General features: G+C 68.1%; 8 protein-coding genes. All 8 read left to right on the plus strand.

The window, feature by feature from the left end; all coding sequences use genetic code 11:
- Positions 1–271 (plus strand): RibD family protein (locus ACR2JA_RS10520; RefSeq protein WP_434009033.1); only part of this gene is annotated, 271 nt, incomplete at its 5' end.
- A gap of 202 nt (positions 272–473) precedes the next feature.
- Positions 474–1,121 (plus strand): riboflavin synthase, encoded by a 648-nt coding sequence (locus ACR2JA_RS10525; protein ID WP_434009034.1) that lies wholly within the window; start codon positions 474–476, stop codon positions 1,119–1,121.
- The gene (ribBA, locus tag ACR2JA_RS10530) at positions 1,118–2,251 is read left to right on the plus strand and encodes a bifunctional 3,4-dihydroxy-2-butanone-4-phosphate synthase/GTP cyclohydrolase II (RefSeq protein WP_434009035.1); all 1,134 of its coding nucleotides are present in this window, start codon (positions 1,118–1,120) and stop codon (positions 2,249–2,251) included. Before ACR2JA_RS10525 ends, ribBA begins: the two co-directional genes overlap by 4 nt.
- A gap of 25 nt (positions 2,252–2,276) precedes the next feature.
- A complete protein-coding gene (gene ribH / locus ACR2JA_RS10535; protein ID WP_434009036.1) occupies positions 2,277–2,741 on the plus strand; it encodes a 6,7-dimethyl-8-ribityllumazine synthase in 465 nt (154 codons plus the stop codon).
- Between the two features lie 2 nt (positions 2,742–2,743).
- The gene (gene nusB, locus ACR2JA_RS10540; RefSeq protein ID WP_434009037.1) at positions 2,744–3,262 is read left to right on the plus strand and encodes a transcription antitermination factor NusB; all 519 of its coding nucleotides are present in this window, start codon (positions 2,744–2,746) and stop codon (positions 3,260–3,262) included.
- 16 nt (positions 3,263–3,278) lie between these two features.
- Positions 3,279–4,499 carry a pyridoxal phosphate-dependent aminotransferase gene (locus ACR2JA_RS10545; RefSeq protein ID WP_434009038.1) on the plus strand — a complete coding sequence of 407 codons (1,221 nt, stop codon included), beginning with the start codon at positions 3,279–3,281 and terminating at the stop codon, positions 4,497–4,499.
- A 125-nt stretch (positions 4,500–4,624) separates the two neighbouring features.
- The gene (locus ACR2JA_RS10550) at positions 4,625–5,044 is read left to right on the plus strand and encodes a YbgC/FadM family acyl-CoA thioesterase (RefSeq protein ID WP_434009039.1); all 420 of its coding nucleotides are present in this window, start codon (positions 4,625–4,627) and stop codon (positions 5,042–5,044) included.
- 12 nt (positions 5,045–5,056) lie between these two features.
- Positions 5,057–5,605, plus strand: a 549-nt coding sequence (gene tolQ / locus ACR2JA_RS10555) for a protein TolQ (RefSeq protein ID WP_434009040.1), incomplete at its 3' end; no start/stop codon positions are given.

Genomic DNA, 5,605 nt, shown 5'->3' on the forward strand with positions numbered 1-5,605 from the left:
GCTCGATCTGGGTCGGCGCGAGGTGAACGAACTGCATGTCGAGGCGGGTCACAAGCTCAATGGCTCCTTCATTCGGGAAGGGCTGGTGGACGAATGCCTGCTGTACCTGGCGCCCAAACTGCTGGGCCAGGGCTCCGGCGTGGCCCACTTTGGCCCGCTCGCGAGCCTGGGTGAAGGGCCGACATTGAATTTTCATTCGGTGGACAGGGTCGGTGACGACCTGCGCATCGTGGCGCGCGTGAACGGACGCGACGCCTTCCTGCACGCCTGAGCCCGCGGACCAGCAGACGCCGACCTGGCCAACGCTGGACACGCTCCAGGTTTTCTGCAGTGGTCGCAGGCATGGTGCTGGCTGGTGCAGTCAGGCCTAGCCTCTCACTGAAAGGCAAGGTGTTCGATCGGGCGCAGGGGCATTTGTGCACCGGCAAGCCCTCATCCGGGCCGGGCCCTGCAAACCCTGCGAAAATACGCGGATGTTCACCGGCATCATCACCGGCGTGGGGCGGATCGCCGCCCTCCACGCCCTCGGCAGTTCTTTGGACCACGGCAAGCGCCTGACGGTGGAGGCGCCTGCGGGCTTCCTCGACGACGTCGGACTGGGCGACAGCATCGCCCTCAACGGCGCCTGCATGACGGTCACCTCGCTGGACCTGCCCCAGCACCGCTTCACCATCGATATCTCGGTCGAATCCCTGTCGAAGACGACCGGGCTGGACCAGGTCGATCAGCGGATCAACCTCGAAAAAGCCCTCCGGGCACACGACCGGCTGGGTGGTCACATCGTGTCCGGCCACGTGGACGGTCTGGGCACCGTCACCCACTTTGAACGCGTGGGCGAAAGCTGGGAACTGCGCGTGATGGCGCCGCCCGAACTGGGCAAATACCTCGCCTACAAAGGCTCCATCACGGTCAACGGGGTGAGCCTGACGGTCAACAGCGTGGCCGATTCGGCCGACGGTTGCACCTTCAGCATCAACCTCATTCCCCACACCGTGGACCACACCTCGCTCGGCCAGCTCGTTGCGGGCACCCGGGTCAACCTCGAAATCGACACCGTGGCCCGCTACGTGGAGCGCATGCTCAGCGCGGGCCAGTCCGACACGCCCAAGGAAAACGCATGAACGCCCCCCAAACCCTGGCCCCGGTGGCCATCTCCTCGGTCGAAGACATCGTGGCCGACATGCGGGCCGGCCGCATTGTGATCCTGGTCGATGATGAGGACCGCGAGAACGAAGGCGACCTGGTGCTCGCGGCCGACCATGTCACGCCCGAAGCCATCAACTTCATGGCCCGTTTCGGCCGTGGCCTGATCTGCCTGACGCTCTCGCGCGAGCGTTGTGAACAACTCAACCTGCCGCCGATGGTGGCGCGCAACGGCGACAAGAAAGGCACGGCCTTCACCGTGTCGATCGAGGCGGCTGAGGGCGTGACCACCGGCATTTCGGCCGCCGACCGCGCCCGCACCGTACAAGCCGCCGTGGCCCCCAACGCCACCGCCGACGACCTGGTGCAACCCGGTCACATCTTCCCGCTGCAGGCGGTTGAAGGCGGGGTGCTCATGCGAGCCGGCCACACCGAGGCCGGATGCGACCTGGCCGCCATGGCCGGCTGCAGCCCGGCCTCGGTGATCTGCGAGATCATGAAAGACGACGGCACCATGGCCCGCCTGCCGGACCTGCAGCTGTTCGCGGCCGAACACGGCCTGAAGATCGGCACCATCGCCGACCTGATCGAGTACCGCAGCCGCAACGAAAGCCTGGTGCAGAAGGTCGGTACCCGTCCCCTCAACACCGCCTTTGGTACTTTCACCGCCCACGCCTTCCGCGACCAGCCCAGCGGCGCCCTGCACCTGGCCCTGGTCAAGGGTCAGTGGGCGCCCGAACAGAGCGTGGCCGTGCGCGTGCACGAGCCGCTGTCGGTGCTGGACGCGCTGGAAGTGGGCCGCTCCATGCACAGCTGGAGCATGGAAGCGAGCCTGCGCCACATCAGCGAAGCCGGTGCCGGCGTGGCGGTGCTGCTCAACTGTGGCGAGTCGGCCGAACAGCTGCTGGCACAGTTCGAAGGCACGGCCCGTTCAGCCCAGGCGCCTGAGCGGGGCCGCATGGACCTTCGCACCTATGGCGTGGGTGCGCAGATCCTGCGCGAATGCGGCGTGCACAAGATGCAGCTCATGGGCAACCCGCGCCGCATGCCCAGCATGACCGGCTACGGCCTCGAAATCACCGGCTACCTCGCCCGCACGGCGGCCTGATCCCATCTCACAGAAAGACACCACCATGTTTGGCGCAGACAAAGGCAGCACACAGCCCCTGGACGGCAAAAAGTTGGCCATCGGCATCGTCCAGGCCCGCTTCAACGAGGGTATCACCAACGCTCTGTACGAGGCCTGCCACGCAGAGCTGATCGCCCTGGGCGTGCAGGAGAAAAACATCAAGCGCGTGACCGTGCCTGGCGCACTGGAAGTGCCCATCGCGCTGCAGGCCCTGGCCGAGCAGGACGACTTCGACGCGCTGATCGCACTGGGCTGCATCATCCGCGGCGAGACCTACCACTTAGAGATCGTCTCCAACGAGTCTGGCGCCGGTGTGACGCGGGTGTCGCTGGAAACGCACACCCCCATCGCCAACGCCATCCTGACCACCGAGAACGTGTCGCAGGCGGTCGCCCGCCAGGAAGAAAAAGGCCGCGACGCGGCCCGCGTCGCCATCGAGATGGCGCACCTGCTGGCCAGCATCGGTTGACCATGAGCACCGAACCGATCAAACCCCGCAAGGCCGCCGACAAGTCGGCCCGCACCCGCGCACGCGAATTCGCCCTGCAGGCGCTCTACCAGTACCTGGTGGGCCGCAACGAGGCCACCGACATCGACGCCTTCACCCGCGACCTCAGCGGTTTCCACAAGGCCGACAGCTTGCACTACGACGCCCTGCTGCACGGCTGCATCACCCAGGCGGCGGCGGCCGACGCGCTGGTGAGCCCCTTGCTGGACCGGCCGCTGGCCGAGATTTCCCCCATCGAACGCGGCGTGCTGTGGATCGGTGTCTACGAGTTGCAGCACTGCCCCGACGTGCCCTGGCGCGTGGTCATCAACGAATGCATCGAGCTGGCCAAGTCCTTCGGTGGCACCGATGGACACAAGTACGTCAACGGCGTGCTGCACAAGCTGGCCGAGCGACTGCGCCCGCTGGAAGTGGCCCAGGCTCCCGCGAAGGCACCGGTCCGCAAATCCAGGCCGGCGATCGACACGCCCGCGGGCGAATAAGCGCGGCGGCCGGTCCATGCGGATTTCGCAGCGCGCCCAGCGGGTTGAACCCTTTTACGTGATGGAGCTGGCCAAGGCGGCCAGTGACATGGCCTCGCGCGCCCGCCCGGGCGATCGGCCCATGATCCGGCTCAACATCGGCGAACCGGATTTCACCGCGCCACCGCTGGTGCAAGCCGCGGCCGAACGCGCCATCCGCGACGGGCGCAGCCAGTACACCGACGCCACCGGTCTGCCCGCACTGCGCGAGGCCATCAGCGGCTGGTACCGCAGCCGTTTCGGTCTGCAGATCGACCCGGCCCGTATCGTGGTCACCGCCGGCGCCTCGGCGGCGCTGCAACTGGCCTGCCTGGCGCTCATCGACGCGGGCGACGAGGTGCTGATGCCCGACCCCAGCTACCCCTGCAACCGACAGTTCGTGCAGGCGGCCGAGGGGCGCGCGGTGCTCGTCCCGTCCGGCCCCGAAAACCGCTTCCAGCTCAGCGCCGAACAGGTGGCACAGGCCTGGGGCCCCGCCACGCGCGGCGTGCTGCTGGCCTCGCCGTCCAACCCGACCGGCACCAGCATCGCGCGCGATGAACTCGAACGCATCGCCCGCTTCGTGCGCGAACGCGGCGGCATCACCCTGGTGGACGAGATCTACCTGGGCCTGAGCTACGAAGACGCCTTTGGCCACAGCGCACTGGGCCTGCCCGACGGCCTGGGCGACGAGGTCATCAGCATCAACAGCTTCAGCAAGTACTTCAACATGACCGGCTGGCGCCTGGGCTGGCTGGTGCTGCCGCCCGCTCTGGTGCCGGTCGTCGAGCGCCTGGCGCAAAACCTGTTCATCTGCGCCAGCACCATCGCCCAGCACGCAGCGCTGGCGTGCTTCGCGCCCGACAGCCTGGCCGAATACGAGCGTCGCCGCGCCGAGTTCAAGGCCCGGCGCGACTTCTTCATTCCCGAACTCGACCGCCTGGGCCTGCGCGTGCCGGTGATGCCCGACGGCGCCTTCTACGCCTGGGCCGACGTGCGCGGCCTGTGCGAGCGTTGGGGCATTCCCCTGCAAGGCGCAGATGGCGCCGCCGGCGGCAGCTGGACGCTGGCCTTCGAGCTGATGCAGCGCTGCCAGATCGCCGCCACCCCGGGTCGCGATTTCGGCCAGGCCGAGCCCCAGCACTGGCTGCGCTTTTCCACCGCCAACGCCTTGCCCCAGCTGCGGGAGGCGGTGGTGCGGCTGGAGGCCGCGCTGTGACAACGCAGGCCATCGACACAGCGGCCCCGCCGCCGGGCCGCCCCAAGGCGGGGCCAGCCCCCCTGGGGGGCAGCGACCCGCACAGCGGCGGAGCGTGGGGCCATACCTTTCAGTGGCCCGTCAGGGTGTACTGGGAAGACACCGACGCCGGTGGCATCGTCTTCTACGCGAACTTCCTCAAGTTCTTTGAACGCGCACGCACCGAATGGCTGCGCGAGCTCGGCCTGGGCCAGCAGGCCCTGCGCGAGCAGACCGGCGGCATGTTCGTGGTCAGCGACTGTGCCCTGCGCTACCGCCAGAGCGCGCGGCTCGACGATTTACTGCTGGTCACAGCTTCGCCGGTCGAGATCGGCAAAGCCTCGCTTACGATTGCGCAGAGCGCGCTCCTGAAACCGCAGCAGGCCGGTGAAGAACCCACGCTGCTGTGCGAAGGCAGCATCCGCATCGGCTGGGTCGACGCCGCCACCCTGCGGCCGCAGCGCATCCCCGCCGCGGTGCTGCAGGTGCTGCAAGCCAGTGGCGCCGCGCCCGCCCCCACCACCTGAACCAAACCCGCCATGAACCAAGACCTGTCCATCGTCCAGTTGCTGCTCCACGCGAGCTGGGTGGTCCAGGCCGTGGTGGCCCTGCTGATCGGCGTGTCCATCGTCAGCTGGGCCGCCATCTTCCGCAAACTGTTTGCGCTCAGCCGCGTGCGCGCCCGCAACGAGACCTTCGAGCGCGATTTCTGGTCCGGCGGCAACCTCAACGAGCTCTACAACACCGCCGCCCAGCCCAACCGGGAGGGTGGCCCCATCGAGCGCATCTTCGCCAGCGGCATGCGTGAGTACCAGAAGCTGCGCGAGCGCCGCATCACCGACAGCGGGGCCCTGCTGGACGGCGCGCGCCGCGCCATGCGCGCCAGCCTGCAACGCGAGATGGACGCGCTGGAAGCCAACCTGGCCTTCCTGGGCACGGTCGGCTCCGTCGCCCCGTACGTGGGTCTGTTCGGCACCGTGTGGGGCATCATGCACGCCTTCACGGGCCTGGCTTCGCTGGCGCAGGTGACGCTGGCCACCGTGGCGCCTGGCATTGCCGAGGCGCTGGTGGCCACCGCCATCGGCCTG

Source organism: Hydrogenophaga sp. (assembly GCF_051007235.1).
Lineage (GTDB): Bacteria > Pseudomonadota > Gammaproteobacteria > Burkholderiales > Burkholderiaceae_C > Hydrogenophaga.